The 17,649-nt window shown below is 67.3% G+C and carries 13 protein-coding genes and 4 pseudogenes; 8 read left to right on the forward strand and 9 right to left on the reverse strand.

Annotated features, from left to right (window positions below):
- Positions 1-990 precede the first annotated feature (990 nt).
- Positions 991-3,717 carry a BTAD domain-containing putative transcriptional regulator gene (locus tag VJT49_RS11890; protein WP_324164818.1) on the forward strand — a complete coding sequence of 909 codons (2,727 nt, stop codon included), beginning with the start codon at positions 991-993 and terminating at the stop codon, positions 3,715-3,717.
- A 157-nt stretch (positions 3,718-3,874) separates the two neighbouring features.
- Positions 3,875-4,234 carry a hypothetical protein gene (locus VJT49_RS11895; RefSeq protein WP_324164819.1) on the forward strand — a complete coding sequence of 120 codons (360 nt, stop codon included), beginning with the start codon at positions 3,875-3,877 and terminating at the stop codon, positions 4,232-4,234.
- Here VJT49_RS11895 and VJT49_RS11900 read toward each other — a convergent pair.
- From VJT49_RS11900 to VJT49_RS11915, 5 genes and pseudogenes are all read right to left on the reverse strand, one after another.
- On the reverse strand, positions 4,195-5,106 hold the full coding sequence (locus VJT49_RS11900) for a hypothetical protein (protein ID WP_324164820.1): 912 nt from the start codon (positions 5,104-5,106) through the stop codon (positions 4,195-4,197). The two genes, VJT49_RS11895 and VJT49_RS11900, sit on opposite strands and share 40 nt — an antisense overlap.
- Entirely contained in the window at positions 5,103-5,447 is a 345-nt protein-coding gene (locus tag VJT49_RS11905) for a hypothetical protein (RefSeq protein WP_324164821.1), read from the reverse strand. The genes VJT49_RS11900 and VJT49_RS11905 overlap by 4 nt, the downstream gene beginning before the upstream one ends.
- 19 nt (positions 5,448-5,466) lie before the next feature.
- On the reverse strand, positions 5,467-5,805 hold the full coding sequence (locus VJT49_RS11910; protein WP_324164822.1) for a hypothetical protein: 339 nt from the start codon (positions 5,803-5,805) through the stop codon (positions 5,467-5,469).
- 270 nt (positions 5,806-6,075) lie between these two features.
- Positions 6,076-6,387: pseudogene (locus tag VJT49_RS35180) on the reverse strand (helix-turn-helix domain-containing protein); the annotation flags it as partial.
- The gene (locus VJT49_RS11915) at positions 6,303-6,797 is read right to left on the reverse strand and encodes a TetR/AcrR family transcriptional regulator (RefSeq protein WP_414635918.1); all 495 of its coding nucleotides are present in this window, start codon (positions 6,795-6,797) and stop codon (positions 6,303-6,305) included. The gene VJT49_RS11915 and the pseudogene VJT49_RS35180, both read right to left, overlap by 85 nt.
- A 205-nt stretch (positions 6,798-7,002) precedes the next feature.
- On the opposite strand from VJT49_RS11915, the gene VJT49_RS11920 reads away from it, so the two are divergent.
- Both VJT49_RS11920 and VJT49_RS11925 read left to right on the forward strand, forming a co-directional pair.
- On the forward strand, positions 7,003-7,764 hold the full coding sequence (locus VJT49_RS11920) for a class I SAM-dependent methyltransferase (protein ID WP_324164831.1): 762 nt from the start codon (positions 7,003-7,005) through the stop codon (positions 7,762-7,764).
- The gene (locus VJT49_RS11925) at positions 7,761-7,955 is read left to right on the forward strand and encodes a hypothetical protein (RefSeq protein ID WP_324164823.1); all 195 of its coding nucleotides are present in this window, start codon (positions 7,761-7,763) and stop codon (positions 7,953-7,955) included. The genes VJT49_RS11920 and VJT49_RS11925 overlap by 4 nt, the downstream gene beginning before the upstream one ends.
- Before the next feature lie 143 nt (positions 7,956-8,098).
- Here VJT49_RS11925 and VJT49_RS11930 read toward each other — a convergent pair.
- Both VJT49_RS11930 and VJT49_RS11935 read right to left on the reverse strand, forming a co-directional pair.
- Positions 8,099-9,332 (reverse strand): annotated as a pseudogene (locus tag VJT49_RS11930) (cytochrome P450).
- Positions 9,333-9,356: 24 nt separating this feature from the next.
- Positions 9,357-9,827 (reverse strand): annotated as a pseudogene (locus VJT49_RS11935) (ABC transporter permease); the annotation flags it as partial.
- Positions 9,828-10,064: 237 nt separating this feature from the next.
- On the opposite strand from VJT49_RS11935, the gene VJT49_RS11940 reads away from it, so the two are divergent.
- On the forward strand, positions 10,065-10,349 hold the full coding sequence (locus tag VJT49_RS11940; RefSeq protein ID WP_324164824.1) for a hypothetical protein: 285 nt from the start codon (positions 10,065-10,067) through the stop codon (positions 10,347-10,349).
- Between the two features lie 66 nt (positions 10,350-10,415).
- Here the strand turns inward: VJT49_RS11940 and VJT49_RS11945 are convergent, their stop codons facing one another.
- Positions 10,416-11,192, reverse strand: coding sequence for an SAVMC3_10250 family protein (locus VJT49_RS11945; protein WP_324164825.1), 777 nt, complete (start codon positions 11,190-11,192; stop codon positions 10,416-10,418).
- Between the two features lie 285 nt (positions 11,193-11,477).
- Entirely contained in the window at positions 11,478-12,707 is a 1,230-nt protein-coding gene (locus tag VJT49_RS11950; protein WP_324164826.1) for an erythromycin esterase family protein, read from the reverse strand.
- A 170-nt stretch (positions 12,708-12,877) separates the two neighbouring features.
- Here VJT49_RS11950 and VJT49_RS11955 point away from each other — a divergent pair, with 170 nt between their 5' ends.
- The 3 genes and pseudogenes from VJT49_RS11955 to VJT49_RS11965 all read left to right on the forward strand — a co-directional run.
- On the forward strand, positions 12,878-16,144 hold the full coding sequence (locus tag VJT49_RS11955; RefSeq protein ID WP_324164827.1) for a Tn3 family transposase: 3,267 nt from the start codon (positions 12,878-12,880) through the stop codon (positions 16,142-16,144).
- A gap of 319 nt (positions 16,145-16,463) precedes the next feature.
- Complete coding sequence (locus VJT49_RS11960; RefSeq protein ID WP_324164828.1) at positions 16,464-17,309, forward strand: hypothetical protein; 846 nt, start codon at positions 16,464-16,466, stop codon at positions 17,307-17,309.
- A 77-nt stretch (positions 17,310-17,386) separates the two neighbouring features.
- Positions 17,387-17,649: pseudogene (locus VJT49_RS11965) on the forward strand (hypothetical protein); the annotation flags it as partial.

A 17,649-nucleotide genomic window follows, 5' to 3' on the forward strand; every position in this document is an offset into this window, starting at 1 on the left:
GCGGGATGATGAGTTTCCAACTGTCTGGATCAGCTGGGAAACCCCTTTCTTGTGACAGGGCGCGCGGGGTGGGCCGGGCCGCCGGTGACCGGCATGTGATGCGGGGCGACGGCGGCGCCACATGGGTGAGGCATCATCGGGACGGGGACCAGCCAGGTCCCTCCTGGGGTGTTCTCGGACAGAGTGCGACTACTGGCCTTGCGCGGCCATCCGTTACCGGAGTCTGTCCGGATAGTGGTGCGGCCGCCGCTACGGCGCCACCGGCGCTGAGCGAGCGCTCACTCACTTTCATCAATTCCTCCCCCGGTCTCGATTCGGTTCGCGACGTTGGACCGTCAGCCTTGCCGCGCTGGGGTTCGGCTGATGGGCTCGGTCGGCGCGGAACAGCCGCCGGTAACTTTTCGTTCGGACCCCCACCGCGTGGCTCTCACGGAGCAGCCTCGTCAGGCACCCACCCGCATTCGGCCCTCCGCGAAAGAGGGCGAAACGGACGAGAGTGCGGCCCGGTGACCTCCCCCTCGGGGTTGGGTCCGGCGACCACACGGACAACTATGCGCAGCCACCCGGGTGCAAACCTGGAATCAACCTTGTATCCCCTGCTGGGACGCGGTATCCAAGACCGCGGGGAGCGTGGGAGACGAGGGGAACTATGGCGACGGTGCTCGGTCTGCTTGGCAACGGTGAGGCACGCGTGGACCACATGGTTGGCCTGGGATGCCCGACCGACAGCAGGACCAGTAGCCAGGCACGCCTGCCGGAGCAGACCCCAAGTGCCAGCAGATCCAGCGCCGCGTACTCAGGGCACCCAAGGTGGCTGTGGCGCGAGAGCTGTGGCGTGGCCAAGAAACGAGTGCGTGGCGTTCGTCTTGGTCCGCATCGCGCCTGTTGTCACCTTCGCGCCACAAAAAGCAGGCAAATGTGGGTAAAAGGTTGTCCGGCTCGGCGGGTGGCGTGAACGATGTCCAGGGAGGCGTCCGGTGAGGGGGGACGATGACGGCTGAGTTCCGTCTGCTCGGGGACATCGAGGCCCGTGTCGATGGCCGACTGGTTGAGCTGGGACATCTTCGACAGCGGTCGGTGGTGGTCATTCTGCTGGTGGAGGCCAATCGGATCGTGCCTGCAGACCAGTTGGTCGAGCGGGTGTGGGCGGGCCGGCCCCCGCAACGCGCACGGGACACGCTCTACGGTTATGTGCACAGGCTGCGCAAGGCCTTGGCCGTCATGACAGGGGTGAACATCCTACGACAACCCGGTGGTTACCTGATCTCGGTCGACGAGGCCATGATCGATGTGCACCGGTTTCGTGAGCTGGTACGACAAGCCCGCGCGACAGACGACGACTCGGACGCGATGGCGTTGTTCGACGAAGCGTTGGCGTTGTGGCGGGGCGATCCGTTCGCTGGCGTGGACACGCCCTGGCTGAACGGTGTCCGCGATGTCCTGGGCAAGGAACGGTTCGCGGCCGAACTCGACTTCACCGACCTGCGGCTGGAGCACGGCCAGCACACGGAACTGGTGCCCGCGTTGGTCAGCCGGGCCAGCGTTCACCAGTGGGATGAGCGACTGGCAGCGCAGCTGATGCTCGCCCTGTACCGGTCCGGCCGGCAGGCCGACGCACTCGCCCACTACGAACAAACTCGAACGCGGTTGGCCGAGGAACTCGGCCTCGACCCCAGTCCCGCCCTACGGCAGCTGCACCAGCGGATCCTGACCGCGGACCCGAGCCTGGCCACCCCGCACGCCACCGCCGAAGAGCCCACCCCGGATACTCAACTCAGTCGGGCGGCCCGCGAACTGGCCACCGCGGTGACCCGGCAGTGGACCGCGGAAGCCGAGATCCGATCATTGCACCGGCCGGCGCCGGTACGCCTGCGGTGGTCGACCACCAGCCGGCCAGTGACGGGCGCCAGTGAGGTCCTCCGCGGTGACATCTCCGACGTAGCCGAGAAGTTCCGAGCGCTTCCGGTACCTCAACTGGTGGTGCTCGGCGAGCCGGGGGCAGGCAAGACCGTGCTGGCGATCCTGCTGACCCTCGGGCTGCTGGCCGACCGCACGCCGGGCGACCCGACGCCGGTATTGCTGTCGCTAACGTCCTGGAATCCCCGCCGAGACCACCTGCGCACCTGGTTGGCGCGCAGGCTGTTGGAGGAGTACCCCGGGCTGGGCAACACCAAGGTATACGGACACGATGCCGCGACCCGCCTGGTCACCGACGAGCGGGTGATACCGGTGCTCGACGGCCTCGACGAGACACCACCGGGCCTGCACGCCGCCGCGATCGACGCCCTCGACCAAGCGATAGCGGGCGGCCGGCCACTCGTGGTGACCTGCCGCGCCAACGAGTACGAGAACGCGGTCCGGCACGGCGGCATCCTCGCCAGCGCCGCAGTGGTGGAGATCGAACCCGTCGAACTCGACGAGGCCATCACCTTCCTCACCGCGCGCCACCACCCCGGCGACACCCGTTGGCAACAAGTCGTCGACCACCTGCGCCGCGACGGCCCACTCGCGCGGGCGCTGTCCACCCCGCTGATGGTCGACCTCGCCCGGACGGCCTACCGCGACTCCGAAAGCGACCCGACAGAACTCCTTGATCCGCAACGGTTCCCGGACCGGGCCACGATCGAGGACCATCTGCTCGACGCGTTCCTCCCCGCCGCCTACGCCCAACGTCCCCAACCGCCGGGATTGCCGCCCTCGGCGGTCCGAAACTACGCTCCGGATCAGGCCCAACGATGGCTGACCTTCCTCGCCCACCACCTACAGCACCTGCAGACCCGTGACTTCGCCTGGTGGCACCTAGTCCGCGCGATACCCCGCCCCATGACAGGACTTGTCTTCAGCCTGCCCGCGGCATGTCTGTTCGCGATCGCCGGCCTTCTGGCCAGAGGCCCCGCCCTGGCATGGGTCTACGGGCTCTCCACAGCGGTAGGCGGTTGTGCCGCCCAGGGCTGGGGAACACGGTCAGCACCACTGCGGGTCGAGGTTCGCTTTCAGGGCACGGCGTTGCCGTTCCTCGGCCGGTTCGCGATCGGCCTGGTCATCAGCGTCGTGATCGGTGTGGTCTGGTCACTCCCGATCTGGCCGGTGCTCATGCTCGCGTTGGCCTTCGGATTCGGCATGGGACTACACGTCTGGCTGGAGGTGCCCACAGAGGCGAACCGCGCGTCCAGCCCGGCCACGACCCACGCGCAGGATCGCGTCGCGACGCTCGCATTCGCGTTGTCGGTGACCGTGTCGATCGGGCTGTTCTACGCGTTCGCGATCTCCGTCAGCCAGCCGCACTCCAACCTCGGCGCGGCCGTGGACCCCTTTCACCTCGCCCGAGCGTTGCCGGCCGGATTCGTGTCAGCACTGTTCGGCTGGTTCGCGTTCCGGTATGTCGGCGCCGTGAGCTACGGGCTCGCCGGCTTCGTCCTCGGCGGCCAAGCGATGGCCCACCACATCCCGTTGAGCCTCGGCCTCACGGCAGGAGCGGTGTTCGGGCTCGCCATCGGACTTACCACGGCACTGTCCCGGTCGTGGGGTGTCCACCTGCTCAGCCGGGCCTGGTTGGCGCTTCGCGGGCAGACACCAATGCGGTTGAACCGGTTCCTCGAAGACGCCCATCGGCGTGGCGTGCTACGCCAGACCGGTGCCCTCTACCAATTTCGCCACGCCCGCCTACACGACCGTCTCGCCGCCAAACAGAGCACCAAGGGCACGGGACGCGAGTAGTGCGCAAGCAGCCGTGCCGGCCCTTCGCAGGGCTGATGAGGTTGTTGCGGTTGAATCCGTCGCTGTACCAGTTCGCGGGTTCGCTGTGAAGGTGACGGTGTGTGATCGGCGCGGGCGCATCGGCACCAGGTGGCAGGAGTGATCGCTCGGCCTCAGCGTGACCGGGGCGGTGCGCCGGGCACAGATTCTCGGCGCCACCATCGACACCATCGCCGAGTACGGCTACGCGAGGGCGTCCTTCGAGCGCATCCGCGACAATCGTGCACGTGTAGACCGGTCCACGGCCGAACGCGCCGGCCGGGCGGGTGATCGCAGGGCAGTGCTACGGGCCTACCTCGATGCGGAGGTGGCGTTCCTGCGCACGCACCCAAAGGCGGTGCGCACACCTCGAAACAAGATCGCACGAAACACGGCTGGAGACCCGATCACCGAGGCGCTATTCACCCACCTCCAGGTCGGCTCAAGGGCTGATACTCGTCAGCGGGGAAAGAACTGCTTGCTGAAGGACGGCGTGTGAGAAGTGTCGATCACCGGGATGGGCGGGTAGTACTTCTCGTCGGCGGAGTAGCAGAGCTGGTGCCAGAGCGTGTCCATGCGCGTGATCAGCTGTTTCGCCGCGTTCCGGTGTCCTTCGACGACTTGGTCGAGTGCCGTGTCGAAAGTCTTCATGATGTCCTTGGGTAGATCACCGTGGATGAACACCCTCGCCTTCGAGGTCGCGAACGCCTGGTCGTTGAGCGAGGTCACGGCCTTGCTGAAGACCTTCCCAGCGACCGTGGCACCGGCGCCGACGACCCCGATCTCCCCGAAGGCGAGCGAGCCGAGCATCAGGCAGAGCATGCCGACGTCGCCTGGCGTCGGGCCGTCGTGGATCGACTTGATCTTGTCGTAGGCGCCCCGGGCCAGCTCCAGGAGATCCTTCTTGAACGCCACCCGGACCGCGAACGCGTCTTCGAGCACCGCGGCGACCTGCTGTACGTAGCCACCCGGCCCGGCATATTCGTTGAGACGTTCGGAAATGCCGGCCATGTAGGCGCTGTAGTGCTCGGCGCCGGCGCCGCTCCAGTGGTCGTTCAGGTTCTGGCCGATCGTGGACATCCTCGCGATGAGATCCGCCAGGTGGCCGATGCGGGCCAGGTCGAGGTCCGACCACGGCGTCCCGGTCTGGTGGGGCAGCTCTGCCGGGTCGCCGTCGAACGCGTGGGAACGCCATTTGTCCAGCGGCGCCAGGGCTTCGCCGACCATCTTCTGGTAGTCCGGCATGCGGTGGAACGGATCGGTGACCGAGTCTGGTGTCTCTTCGTGGATCGCCTGGGCGATCAGGAGGTAGCACTGCTCGAAGGTGCTCGCGTCGAGCGCCGCGTCGTGCGGGGGAAATGCGCCGGTCATGACGTCCCTCTCGACGCGACATGGTCATCGATGCGCTGGTAGTTGTCGGCGATGGTGCTCAGCCGCTGCGCGGCGGTGCCCACCGATTCCGACAGGGCGATGCCGACGTGGGCGAGCGCGTCGAGAAGGCCGTTGTACTTCTGCCCGAGTGCCACTGCTTCCGGGATCACGCCGCCGAAGGCGGCCGAGGATCCATCAACTGTGCCGCTGATGGTGTCGGTGGTCCTCTCCAGGCTGAACATGACCAGGGCCTCGCCCTGCAGCTCGTCGCAGACGCCGGGGAGGTCCTTGCGCGCGATCTCGCGCAGCGCGTCGATGTCCGCGCTGTATCCGCCGCTCATCGCGGCTCCTTTCGGTCGGTCACCAGCGGATCCTCGTGCTCTCGAACGCCGCGCGGAGCACGCGGAACTGGGCGAAGTACTCGTCGTCCTCGACCAGCACCGCGAACTCGTCACGCGGCGGTGGGGCGGCCCCGGCCCGGATCTCGGCCTCCGCCTCCTTCAGCAGCGGCCACACTGTCTCGCGTGCCTTGGGGGTGAACAGCGTGAGGGCCAGTGGGTGCTCGCATCGCCCGCCAGCCACCTCCTCCCAAGTGAGCCTTCCCTCCAGCACGGCGTCGGCGATCCGGGTCAGCCGCCGCGGCGCGTCCGCCCGCTGTGCCGCCCGGCGCAGTGCTTCCGCCGAGATCAGTCGATCCATCGAGACACCCCTGTCCGGGCGACGAGAGTGCGGCCCGGTGACCTCCCCCTCGGGGTTGGGTTCGGCGACCACACGGACAACTATGCGCAGCCACCCGGGTGCAAACCTGGAATCAACCTTGTATCCCCTGCTGGGACGCGGTATCCAAGACCGCGGGGAGCATGGGAAACGAAGGGAAACTACGGCGACGGAGTTCAGTTGCGCGGCAACGATCAGGCACGCCGGTATCGGACGGTGGCGGCCCCTCGGGATGTTCCGGGAGTCACCTGCTCAGCCGGTGACCGTCGCGGCAGGTGTCTCGGCGCCAGCGGTCCGCAGGTAGCTGTACACGGTCTCCCGGCTGATGCCGAACTCCTTGGCCAGCAACGATTTCCGTTCCCCTGCGGCGGCCCGCTCACACAGCTCGCGGGCCCGGTCTGGGGTGAGCGCAGGCTTGCGGCCTGGGTGGGCTCCGCGGGTCTTGGCCGCGGCGATGCCCTCGCGCTGGCGTTCGAGAATCAGAGCACGCTCGAACTCGGCAAACGCGCCCCTGACCGACAGCAGTAGGGTCGCCATGGGCGAGTCCTCGCCGGTGAAAGTGAGGTGATCATGGCCGTCGCTTCCGCCAGGACCGGGACGCCTCCACCCGGCCGGGTTTGGCGGAGCCTGGCGCGCAGCTCGTCCCGGAAGGTGATCAGCGGGATGATCGCCACAGCGACCGAGGAGAACAGGGCGGTCACCGCCTCGGTGAGGTTGTCGCCGACGGTGCTGGTTCCGGCGGACTCGAGCAGGGCCGCGGCCTGGGTGCCGAGCCGGGCGGCGCGGTCTCGCGCGAGCCCGGCGAGGAAGTCGTCGAAGCCGGCGAAGTGCCGGTGCAGGACACCCTTGGCGCAGCCCACCTCATCGGTGACCGCGCGGCTGGTCAACGCGTTTGGCCCCTGGCGGAGCAGCACGCGCTCGGCTGCGTCGAACAGCTGCCCGCGGGCGTCGCGGAGGTGCACCCCGGTCGGCAACCGCGCTTTCCTAATCAGTAGTAGGGATGGGGTTCCGTGGCGTTGGGGCCATGGGGCTTGTGTTCCCTTGTCTTTCGTAAGGCTCTTTCGTACGGCAACAAAGCCTTTTTACTGGTTGGCATGCGCCCATTAAGGTGGGCACATGCCCGCTCTACCGCAAGAGCAGCCGGCTTCGTCCCGGCCCGAAATTCATCAACGCCGGCAGATGGCGGAGTCGTTCGGCGTGCACCCGGAACGCTACGACCGGGCCCGTCCCAGCTACCCCGATGCTCTGGTGCAGCGGATCGTCGTCGCCAGCCCGGGCCCCGACGTCCTGGATGTCGGCTGCGGTACCGGCATCGAGGCGCGGCAGTTCCAAGCGGCCGGCTGCACGGTCCTCGGTGTCGAACCCGACGCGCGGATGGCCGAATTCGCGCGCCGTCGCGGCCTCGAGGTCGAGATCGCGACGTTCGAGGCATGGGAGCCGGCCGGCCGGATGTTCGACGCGGTGATCGTGGGGCAGTCCTGGCACTGGGTGGACCCGGTCGCGGGTGCGGCCAAGGCGGCGCACGTGCTGCGCCCCGGCGGTTGGCTCGCGGTGTTCGGGCATGTGTTCGAGCCGCCGCGGGAAGTGGCGGACGCTTTCGCCGCCGTCTACCGGCGGGTGGTGCCCGACTCGCCGTTCGCCCGCCCATCTGGGAGGTCAGCCCTCGACGTGTACCAGGAGGGGTTCACCAAGTTCGCCGAAGGAATCCGAGAGGTGTCCGGGTTCGGCGACCCCGAGCAGTGGCGCTTCGACTGGGAGCGGCCCTACACCCGCGAGCAGTGGCTGGACCTGCTGCCGACCACGGGCGGACTCACCCGGCTCGCGCCGGACAGGCTGGCGGAGGTGCTGAACGCCGTTGGAGCCGCTGTCGACGCGATCGGGGGTGGCTTCACGATGCACTACACCACATTGGCGACCGCCGCGGCCCGAACCCGGGGTTGAGCGATATCCACCCCGACCACCCGTTCTCGGGGAGGCGGACCCATCCGACGTCCGAGCGCCAGCCCACGGACCAGACCGCCGTGCTGGTGAGCACGATGGACGGCGAAATCACCAGCGTGGCGGTCAGCCCGCACAGCCGCTCACTCGCCATCGCCGCGGTCAAGAGCAACACCGTCGGGCTGTGGACGTGACCAGTCACCGTTGCCCCGCTCCCACCGCGGGGTCGAGGCGCAGCGGTACAGCCGTGCGCGTCCCGGCCGCCGACGCTCTGCCAGCCGCTCACCAGGGCCGCCGCGGGCTTGGCGCACGATCTGACGCGGAGGTCCTCAACCCCCTACCCCTCCTCCCAGGTGACCGGGAGGGAGCGCACGCCGTAGATGAGCGCGTCGATGCGCAGCGGGACTTCTTCGGCCGGGACGGCCAGGCGCAGCGTTGGGAACCGGGTGACCAGCGCGGGGAAGGCGACGCGCATCTCGACGCGCGCCAGTTGCTGGCCGAGGCACTGGTGGATGCCGTGGCCGAAGCCGAGCTGCCCGGTGGCCTGCCGCTGCAGGTTGAGGGTGTCGGGGTCGGTGTACTTCTCCGGATCGCGGTTGGCGGCCTGGACCGAGATGGTGACCGTCTCGTTCGCCTTGATCAGCTGGCCGTCCAGTTCGACATCTTCCAGCGCCACCCGCCCCCCGGTGTGCGTGATGCTGAGATAGCGCATCAGTTCCTCGACGGCGCGGTCGACGATGTCCGGGTCGGTGCGCAGAACGGTGAACTGGCCGGGATTCCGCAGCAGGGCGAAGGTACCGAGCGCGAGCATGTTTGCCGTGGTGTCCAAGCCGGCGCCCAGCAGAAAGGCACCGACGCCAACGAGCTCTTCCTCGGTGAGATCGCTGGTAGTCAGGTCGCTGAGCAGGTCGTCGGTGGGATTAGCGCGCTTGGCCAGCACCAGCTCGCGCATGTATTCCTGCAGCGCGGTGTAGGCGGTGGCCATCTCCTCACTGGCGGCCTCCCCGGCCACCACCATCGCGTGATGCTGGAAGGACTCGCGATCGGCATAGGGCACGCCGAGCAGCTCGCAGATCGTCAGCGCGGGGATGGGCTGCGCGAAGGCCTGCACCAGGTCTGCCGGGGCTCTGCCGCCGCATGGCATCCAGGTGCTCGCTGGTGATCTGCTCGACACGTTCGGTGAGCTGACGCATCCGGCGGACGGTGAACTTGCCGGTGAGCAACCGGCGGTAGCGGGTGTGCTCGGGTGCGTCGATACCGCCCATGTCCCCGGGCGGTGCCGGGGGCAATTCGGTGACGGGCGCGCCGGGAAACGGGTAATGCAGGAGCTCGTATCTCGCGCTGAACCGGGAATCGGCCAGCACGGCCCGGACCGCGCGGTGACTGGTCGCCAACCAGCCCACGTGTCCATCGGGGTAGACCATCCGGGCCAGCGGTCGCTGTTCGCGCAGCCGGGCCAGCTCCTCGGGCGGATCGAAGGGACGGCCCGCCGGACGCGCCAAGGGCAGCGCGGGCAGGGGCACCGGGTCGGTGGTGTTCTCGGAAGTGGTCGCCGGAGATTGGTGTCGCATCGTTCCTCCTAGGGTTTTGGGCGGCTATCGCGAGTACTCGCGGTTGAACAGCTTCTTCGACCAGAGGTATCCGCCCAGGGCGATCAGGGCGCACCAGACGAGCGCGATCCACGCGTTGTTCCCGATCGGCTTGTCCATCAGCAGGCCGCGCAGGGTTTCGATGATCGGTGTGAACGGCTGGTATTCGGCGAACCAGCGCAGCCCGGCCGGCATGGATTCGGTGGGGACGAACCCGCTGCCGAGGAAGGGCAGCAGAATCAGCGGCATGGGCAGATTGCTCGCGGTCTCGACGCTCTTGCCGACCTGACCGAGCGCGACGGACAACCACACGAGCGCGAACGTCACCACCACGAGGAAACCGGCCGTGGCCGGCCACGCGACCAGCCCCGCGGCGGGCCGGAAGCCGACCAGCAGCGCCACGCCGATCACGATCGCCAGGCTGAGCACAGTCTGGATCACGCTGCCCAGGACGTGCCCGGTCAGTACCGAGACGCGGGTGTTCTCCGAGAAGATCGGCACCCGCATCAAGATCCGCCCCGAACTGGAGAAAGCCCTCACCCTCGCCCACGAGATCAAGACCGCTACCGGACCAACCGGTCATCCTGACCGTGCACGAGATGAAACGCCTCGCCCGCAACGCCGCCGAGCTGATGACCTGCCCGCCCAGCTGCAAAGCGGCGGGGTGCAACTGGAGTTGCTGGACCGCTCACCGGGATCTACGACCCCCACGGCATGGGCTCCATACTCTTCGCCGTGTTCGCCCTCGCGGCCCAGCTCGACCGCGACTACGTCCGCGGGAAGACGCTCGAAGGCCAGCAAGCCGCCGCACGCGGCAACCACGGCGGCAGGCCCAAGGTGATCGACGAGGACGACGTGCTCTTCGCCCGGGCGCTGCGCGGCGAGGGCACCTCGATGCCCGACATCGTGAAGAAACTGACCACCAAGACCGGTAAGAACGCCGGCAGACATCCCTCAATCGCCTCGCTCTACCGCGCACTCGCCGACAAAGACGCCTGACCAGGTCCTACCCGACCACTTGGCAAATTTCTCGCGTATCCGACGGTCCCCCTTCCATAGGGCCCGTCAGGCAGGCATCGCAGGCGCAGACACGTACTCGACGTAGAGCGGCGTGGCCACGACTATCCGGCTCCCGTTCACGGGCGGCGGCACTGCGGTGATGCGGGCGTATCCGGCCATCCACGCCGCCGTGTGCGAAAGGTCGAGCTTACGGTTCAACACCTGAATCAGGTGTGCATACGACCCCGGCAACTTGTGCTCCACACGTTTGATGGCGATGGAAGCGCTCTGGCCTAGCGGCTCATCCGCCGAAGCAAGGTCCATGAGGAGTTTGGTGAGCAGATGCCGAGGATTTCCTGCGGAGAATCCCATGGCCGCATCAATCTGACGATCTGTGACCTCCTGGGCCGGTGGCTCACTGCCAACGATGTGTCGGCTTGAACCGTGGAGCATCAGGCGAACGTCGCCGCCGGTCGGATAGGAAGGCGTTCGTTGGTCAAGGTCCAGGAAGATCACGCCCCCGCGGTCGGTGACCGCGTAGCTCATCGGGGCCTCGAACTGCACCCACTGCCCAGGCCCGACATCCTCGGTGAACCAGTGGGAAGCCCGGTCGGAGCCTTCGAGCGCGGCGATCACCTTGTCCAGATCCGGCACGGCGGCCTTTGGTCCGTCACCGTCGTTCCCGACGGTGACGCCGCCGAAGCCGGGCACCTTGATCTCACCTGTTACACGAGCGCGAACGCCACGCCATCGAGCGTGCCCGAGATCAAACTGTCGCAGCTTCCGCTGCGACAGGTACAAGAGTTCCCGCATGAACCGATCATGCCCCTCGATGGACATCATGACCCGATGCGGCAACACCTGAATTCCGCTCAGTGCAGGCTTCCTACTTTGCGGCTCGGGACACTTCGGGAGTTCTTACAAGACCGGCAAGAACGCCGCGAAGCACCCTCAGCCGCTTCGCTCTACCGAGTGCTGGCGGACCAGGGTCCTGACCAGGGTGAATGCTCCACGGCCCCTTTTCTGTCGCGCCCCACCAACGGGCCGCCCGCGTTGTCGGGAACGCAGGCGGCCCCCGGAGCGGCCATGCACCCAGCGATGACCACACCCGGTGGCCAAAATGTGCCGTTACCAGTACTGGTGGCGTTTTCCGTCGGTGTCGGCGACGAAGATGACCGCGTCGGCGCCGTCCAACTCTGCCGGGTTCAGCGGGAGGTGGCCGGGCAGGATCGGTTTACTCATGCCGATCGATGGGGGAAGCGCGGCGCGCAGGGCCGGTGTCGGGAACAGGGCGCGGCGGGTGGTCGCCTCGGCCAACATGCCCTGGAGGGTGCCCGGGTCGCTGTCGGGGTTGGCGTCGGTTGCCAGGAACGCGTAGCGCTCGCCGAGGGTGAGCACTACGAGCGCGCCAGCGCTACACCAGCTCACCTCGTCCTCTGGCACAACCCCACCGACCGGCATGTGGGACTGCGCGCGCTGGAGGTGCACGTTGTGCGCGAACACCAGACTCGGCCCGCGTCGCTGCTCCTCCGCGACGATCGCTAGCAGGTTCTCGGCCATCATCTCGGTGCGCAGGCTGAGCATGGTCGCGATGCGATCGGGCGCGGGGCTGGCCATGGCCGCGTGATAGCGGAGCAGGCCCTGGGCGGTGCGCGCGTGCGCGACGGCGTGGGCGTAGCCGGTCGGGCCGGCGGAGCGTAGGCCGGGTGCCGCGCGGCGCAGCGTGCTGGCGATGTCGTCGGCGACGATGCGCAAGGCGCGAGCGCGATCGGAGTCGCCGATGGAAGCTGCCGGGTCGAACATGGCCGCCTCGTTCGTCCACTCCGCGTCCTCGCCGAGCAGCGCGTCAAGCTCGCGCGCTGATTCGGGCCGCAGCGCCTCGGGCAGGTAGTCGTTGGCTGAGGACAGCGTGCGTCGCGGGCTCGGCGCACTGGAGATCTCCAACGGCGCGTCGAAGCCATGGAACCGAACCCGGTCCTGCGGCGCGCGGTCGGCGTTGTACGCGCGGAGCCATTCGACGAGCTCGCGGTTGGACGGCAAGGCGCCGAACCCGTGGCTGAACCCGGTCGCGAGCACCTTGTCGACCTCCGCCGTTGCCCCGCCCACGTAGTCGTCGACAACGGACGCGGCAAAGAGATCGGTCTCCAACACGATCGACCGGTACCCCCGTTCGACGAGGTGACCGAGGAGTTCGTTGCGCAGCAACGGGAACGCCTCGATCCCGTGTGTCGGCTCGCCGAGGGCGAGCAGGGTCGGCGGCTCGGTCCGGGCGGCGAGCAGCTCGTCGAGGGCACGGCCCAGGCTTGCCGGGTCGTCGAGTTGGCGGCCGATTCCACGCAGTGACGTGGCTGTGGACATGAAGGGGGTCGGCCAAGGTAAGCGAAATTCCGGCAATGAGTCGATCTTGAACTGAGCTGCCGCAGGTGGGAGGCGGTCAGCACCGACAACAACACGGCCGTTGCGGGATATCAGGACTGCCCTCATGACTCGGCATACCCGGGCCGTTGGCAGGGCCGACCTGGCGATGTGTGGATCTTGGGGTAGCTTCCCGCCGTCCTATTGGGACGATCGCGAGGGCGGGGACTGGGGCGTTGAGCTCGATCGAACGGACTGCGTATCCGAGGTTTCCGAAGCTGATTTCTGCGCGTGAGCTGCAGGTGTTTTACACGCCGACGCCGGAGGAGATCGCGTGGGCGGATGCGGCGACCGACTCGGATGAGGCGCTGCTGGGGATGGTGCTCGCGTTGAAGTGCTACCAGCGCATGGGCCGTTTCCCCAAGTCCGACGAGGTTCCCGAGCTGGTGATCGACCATGTCCGTCGGAGCCTGGATCTGGGCATGGGCGTGTCGCCGGTGTATGGCAGCGACCGGACCCAGCGGCATCACCGTGGCCTGATCCGCAAGCACGTCGGGGTGACCTACAACCCGCGCGAGGCGAAGGAGGTCGAGGTCGCCGCGGAGGCGATCCGGGGTGCGGCGGAGAAGATGAACAACCCGCCGGATCTGATCAACGTCGCGCTGGAGACGCTGGTCTCGAAGTCGCTGGAACTGCTCGGGTTCACCGTGCTGGACAAGCTGGTGACCAAGATCCGCGCCGAGGTCAACGGGGCGATCATCGCGGGGATCTATGACCGGATCGGCGAGGCCGAGCGGGCCGGGCTGATGGCGACGCTGCACGTCTGGCAGCCGGGCACCGAGTCGATGTTCACCCGGATGAAGAAGCCGGCGAAGCGGCCGTCCTGGTCACGGTTCAAGGAGCAGTCGCAGTACCTGCGCGAGGTGGACGAGCTCGGCAGCACCGAGAAGTGGGTCGAAGGGGTGGCCGAGTCGAAGATCGCCGACTTCGCGGCCGAGGCCGCGGCGCAGGACGCGGGCACGATGCGCGACTACGACCCGGACAAGCAGGTGGCGCTGATGGCCTGCATGGTCCACACCGCGCGGGCACGGGCACGCGATGACCTGGCGGATATGCTGTGCAAGCGGGTCGCGACGATCGTGAAGAAGGCCAAGACCGAGCTGGAGGAGATCCGGCTCCGGCAGCGGGCCGTGACCGAGAAACTGATCGCCAGCTACAAGTCGGTGCTCGAGCAACTCACCCCGGACGGGGCGACCACCGCGACCGAACAGGCTGCGGCCGAGATGGCACACCGGGCACTACTGACCGCGGCCGGGACGCCCGAGCCGGATGGCGGGAACGGTGGCTTGCCGGCGCTGCGGCTGGCGGAGCAGCAGGGCGAGGCGCTGGTGAGCGTGGTGCGCGCGCTGAAGATCCAGGCCGAGGGCCTGGGCGCGATCCGCACGCAGGTGGCGGCCGCCGGCGGCCTGGCGGCGCAGCTGCGTGACATCGAGGAGGTCTCGGCGTATCACGGGGACAACCACGAGATGTTGATGCAGCGGTTCTTCCGCAAGGAGCGCTCGGTGATGTTCGAACTGGTCGGCCGCCTGACATTCGAGGCGACCTCGGCTGACCGCAGCGTGCTCGACGCCCTGGACTGGGCCTTGCAGCACTGGACGCTGACCCGCGATCACATCCCCGACCACTACGTCACCCGCGACGAGCAGGGCGAGGAGGTCCGGGTGACGATCGATACCTCGTTCGCGTCGGGCAACTGGCAGAAGGTGATCCGCGACCGCGCCCACCCGGGGAAGCTGAACCGCCGGCATTTCGAGGCGTGCGTATTCACCTACCTGGTCGAGGAGCTGCGCACCGGGGACGTCGCGGCGACCGGCGCGCAGGAGTACGCGAACTGGGCGGCCAACCTGCTCTCGTGGGAGGAATGCCAGCCCAAGCTGGCCGACTTCTGCGCCGAAGCCGGGCTGCCCGCCACCGCGGAGGAGTTCACCGCGGACCTGAAAGAACGGCTGACCAGGGCGGCGGTCGAGCTGGACGCCGGTTACCCGGACAACGCGGACCTGGTCATCGACGACGCCGGGGTCCCCACGCTGAAAGCCCGCAAAGGCGCCGGCACATCGGACACCGCCGCGGCATTGCTGGAGGAGATCAAGAAGCGGCTGCCGAAGCGGACGCTGCTGGGGATCGTGGCCCGCACCGCCTACTGGCTGGAGTGGTGGCGCCACTTCGGCCCCGCTTCCGGGTCGGACCCCAAGCTGAAGGATCCGCAGGGCCGCTACGCGCTCACCACCTTCGTGTGCGGGGTCTGCATGCCCTACACCGAGGCGGAACGCTGCCTGACCGGGATCTCCGCGCACGAGCTGTCGAACACGGCGCTGCGGCACGTCACGATCGGCAAGCTGAACAAGGCCATCACCGACGTGATCAACGCGTTCGCCCGCCTGGACGTGGTCAAGGCCTGGGGCGATGGCAGCGCGGTCGCGGTGGACGGCACCCAGATCGACACCTACATCGATAATCTGCTCGCGGAATCCTCGATCCGGTATGGAGGAATCGGTGGCATCGCCTACCATTACGTTTCGGACACCTACATCGCCCTCTTTTCCAGGTTTATCAGCTGTGGGGCGTGGGAGGCGATCTACATTATCGACGGCCTGTTACAGAACAGTTCGGACATCAAACCGTCCACGATCCACGCGGACACCCAAGGCCAGTCGTTCCCGGTGTTCACGCTGGCGCACCTGTTCGGGTTCGACCTCATGCCCCGCATCAGGAACTGGAAGGACCTGGTGTTCTTCCGCCCGGACGCAAACACTCTCTACCCGCATATCGACGCCTTGTTCGGCGACCCCGGCCGCCACGTCATCGACTGGGATTTGATACGCGATCATTGGGTGGATTTAATGAAGGTCGGTATTTCCATCCAGCAGGGCAAGGTGTCGTCGGTGACGCTGATGCGCCGGTTGTCGTCGAACTCGCGGAAGAACCAGATCTACAAGGCGTTCCGGGAGGTCGGGCGGGTGATGCGCACGGTGGCGCTGCTGCGGTTCCTGGCCGACTCAGGGTTGCGGGCAAGGGTGACCGCGGCGACCAACAAAGCCGAGGCCTACAACGGGTTCTCCGCCTGGGTGCGGTTCGGCAACAACGGGGTACTGGCCGAGAACGACCCGGCCGAGCAGGAAAAGTCGATCAAATTCACCTCACTGCTGGCCAACCTGATCGTGTTCCACACCGCGGTGGACATGATGGAGGTCATCCGCCAGTTGATCGCCGAGGGCTTGCTGGTCACCGCCGAAGAGCTGGCCCAGCTCTCCCCGTATCTGACCGCGCACATCCGCCGGTTCGGCGCCTACGCCACCGACGAACTGCACATCCCACCCGAGGGGTTCGATCCCGCGCTGGACAACGTCGACTTCGGCCATGAGGAACCCGCCGTCGCATAGTGGCACTCGTGATCACCGAGCAGCGACGGCAGTGTGGGGTGGCGATTCGCCTCCGCCAGACGACGCGCAGGCGAGTGCGACCGGGCGCAGGGGCGAACGTCTCCACGCCGCTCGGCAGGCGATCGATGTCCATCGCCCGGCCGTGTGATGGACATCACAAAACATACTTGAGCGGGCTGAACTTACTGGTCAGGTGGGGTCTACCCGCGCTGAATCACCGGCACCGACCGCTGTAGCGGTCTGAAAGGGTCCAATCCGGCCTGATTTCGCCCTAGAAGACAGGAGGGCTGAGCAGCAGCCTGAAGGCAAGGAGCGGTGAATGAGTCAACGCGACCCCCAGTTGCACCCGGCGAAAGGGCGCGGGCAGCCGCAAGCGGCGGACCTCGTTGACGATCTCCTGTCCCTGCGCCAGCAAATCGCAGTGGTCGCGTCTAGCCCAGTGATCGCGACAGCACGCCAGTTGACCGCTGAGGTGTCGGCCGTCTTGGAGCCGGTCTGGAGTGTTCTGGCATCGCGCGATAACACGACGGGCATTGGGTTTCTTCGCCGTCTCGGCAGCTCGGCTACCGAAGTTCAAGCGCTCAACGACGCCGTCGCCCATCGGGCGGTCCGGATCTATCAGGAACTCGACCTCGCCGCGCCGGCCATGCAGGATGTGTGGCGTTGTCTGGCAAAGCCGGCCGACGCCCTGGTGGCATCGGTGCGATCAAGCCCTCGGCGACAGGCTGCGGCGCCTGGTGGCGAACGGACTGCCTGCACACTTGGCGCGACAGTGCGCCCGGTGCTACCCGTCGTACTCTTCGATAACTGGACTGATGACACCCTCGTGGTGCCGGCGCTGCGGCGGGTTCTGCGCCACTGGTGCGACCTGGCCAGGAACGCCACTGGCGAGAAGCGTGAGGTCGCCCGTCTCACCCTGGCCGCCGCGCTGCTCGCTCGCGGTGCGGTCCTCGACGGAGACACCGCCACCGTCAAGTGGTTCATCTCCCGATGGCTGGGCTTGCGATCTACGGACACCCGAGTGGACGGGGCCAGCGCCGCGCTGCTGGAAAACGGCTGGGTAACTCGATCAGTGGACGACGACTTCTCCGCAGTCCGCGACACCGTGACAGACCGGGTCTTCGAGTTTAACCGGGGAGGGCGGGCGGATTGTTACGGTGGGTGACGGCTGGTGGGTGATTTTCGGCGGTTGCGGTATGTGATGGGTTCCTAAGCGCAGAGTGCCCGTGGCTCTTGTGGATCATGACTGTTGTTGAGGCAGTCGATCTTCAAGAACGCACGGGCATGGTTGACGATACAGCTACAGATGCGACGTTGTTGTTTGGGATGGCAGGGGTCGAGGTCGCGGCGGTGGGCGTGGACACCGATGGGGTCCGGGTGGTTCGGGTGGTGACCGCTGACGAGTCGGCCCGGGTATGTCCTGGTTGTTCGGTGGTGGCGACACGGTCGAAGGGTGTGGTGCTCACGCGTCCCCGAGATGTTGAGCATGGTGGTGGGCAGGTGCG

It is taken from the genome of Amycolatopsis sp. (genome assembly GCF_035276945.1).
Classification (GTDB): domain Bacteria; phylum Actinomycetota; class Actinomycetes; order Mycobacteriales; family Pseudonocardiaceae; genus Amycolatopsis_E.

Bases quoted from the DNA above. Each gene is read 5' to 3' on its own strand.
- VJT49_RS11910 (WP_324164822.1), bottom strand. From the start codon at position 5,805: ATGGATCGACTGATCTCGGCGGAAGCACTGCGCCGGGCGGCACAGCGG.
- VJT49_RS11950 (WP_324164826.1), bottom strand. From the start codon at position 12,707: ATGTCCACAGCCACGTCACTGCGTGGAATCGGCCGCCAACTCGACGAC.
- VJT49_RS11905 (WP_324164821.1), bottom strand. From the start codon at position 5,447: ATGAGCGGCGGATACAGCGCGGACATCGACGCGCTGCGCGAGATCGCG.
- VJT49_RS11945 (WP_324164825.1), bottom strand. From the start codon at position 11,192: ATGATGTCCATCGAGGGGCATGATCGGTTCATGCGGGAACTCTTGTAC.
- VJT49_RS11940 (WP_324164824.1), top strand. From the start codon at position 10,065: ATGGGCTCCATACTCTTCGCCGTGTTCGCCCTCGCGGCCCAGCTCGAC.
- VJT49_RS11960 (WP_324164828.1), top strand. From the start codon at position 16,464: ATGAGTCAACGCGACCCCCAGTTGCACCCGGCGAAAGGGCGCGGGCAG.
- VJT49_RS11900 (WP_324164820.1), bottom strand. From the start codon at position 5,106: ATGACCGGCGCATTTCCCCCGCACGACGCGGCGCTCGACGCGAGCACC.
- VJT49_RS11920 (WP_324164831.1), top strand. From the start codon at position 7,003: ATGGCGGAGTCGTTCGGCGTGCACCCGGAACGCTACGACCGGGCCCGT.
- VJT49_RS11890 (WP_324164818.1), top strand. From the start codon at position 991: ATGACGGCTGAGTTCCGTCTGCTCGGGGACATCGAGGCCCGTGTCGAT.